This window comes from Pseudomonas sp. PS01270, from assembly GCF_029959775.1.
Taxonomy (GTDB): Bacteria; Pseudomonadota; Gammaproteobacteria; order Pseudomonadales; family Pseudomonadaceae; genus Aquipseudomonas; species Aquipseudomonas atacamensis.
In genome coordinates, this window is sequence record NZ_JASCPT010000274.1 from 1 (window position 1) to 1,014 (window position 1,014).

Sequence of the window (1,014 nt, forward strand, 5' to 3'; positions counted from 1 at the left end):
CTGTTCGCTGGTGTATTCGTCTTTGCTTCCACGAGGCATGGGATTTCTCCTCAAGTTGCGGATCCGGCCGCTCGCCGCTTCGACGGCGAGCGGCTTGGCACTACTGCAGATCCAGTTTGCGCGCCGCTTCGACGCCGGCAGAACTGAGCTTGATCGGCAGGTTCAGCGAGTGCTCACCGGCTTCGCTGCAGGTCACATGACCATGGTGAATCAGCCCGCGATCCTGCAGGGCGGCGAGGGCGCTGGCCACGACTTTCTCGCCCCGGTAATTGTCCAGCACCTCCTTGCCCAAGCCATTGGGATGCGCGTGCAGCAGGCGGGTGAGAACTTCTTTTTCCAGGTCTTTGTCGACGTTCATGGTTACCTCTTCATGGGAGTGAATAGGGCGCTCGCGTCGGCGAACTACTGACCGGCACCTTCGGAACCGGAGCCACCTGTGGTGGTTTTCGAGCCGACACCGGGGCCGGCATTGTCAGGCGCAGTGGCAGGAGAATCAGGCGTGTTCATGCCACCCTGACGCCCCGGATCACTGCCTTGAGTGCGCGGGTCGGTGCCGGTGGCGGGTGGCTGATTGATCAGCGGCACGCCGGAGCCATCGGTGTTCATTCCGGGGGCACTGTTGATGGCGGGCGCGCGTGGCGGGGTCGGATCGGTAGGGCCGGTGCCCGCTGCCGTGGACGAGGCGGCGAACACCGCAGGGCAGAGCAGGGCGCTGAAGACTAAAGCGGTCAACCTTGACGGGATCATAGGGCTTCTCCAGTGATTGGAATCCTTACACTTGGTTGGTCAGCCCTGATGACGGATTGGTGCCTGATGATCGACGAACGGTCTTCGCCGGGGTCGCGTGGCTGCTGTTCAGACGATGCCGATCTTTAGTGCTTCCATCGGCGCAAAACAGTTAACGGTCATAAGCATCCTTTCAGAATGTGCGATATCAATTGTGGGAGCGAGCTTGCTCGCGAAGGCGTCCGGTCAGGCGCAACCGATGGCGCCCGATCCACCGCTTTCGCGAGC

2 protein-coding genes are annotated in these 1,014 nt (G+C 61.8%); both read right to left on the bottom strand.

Annotation, left to right across the window (positions count from 1 at the left end):
- Positions 1-100 precede the first annotated feature (100 nt).
- Positions 101-358: a hypothetical protein gene (locus QMX86_RS28110; RefSeq protein ID WP_282387986.1), complete on the bottom strand. Its 258-nt coding sequence runs from the start codon at positions 356-358 to the stop codon at positions 101-103.
- 44 nt (positions 359-402) lie between these two features.
- Positions 403-747: a hypothetical protein gene (locus QMX86_RS28115; protein ID WP_071173201.1), complete on the bottom strand. Its 345-nt coding sequence runs from the start codon at positions 745-747 to the stop codon at positions 403-405.
- Between the last annotated feature and the right edge of the window lie 267 nt (positions 748-1,014).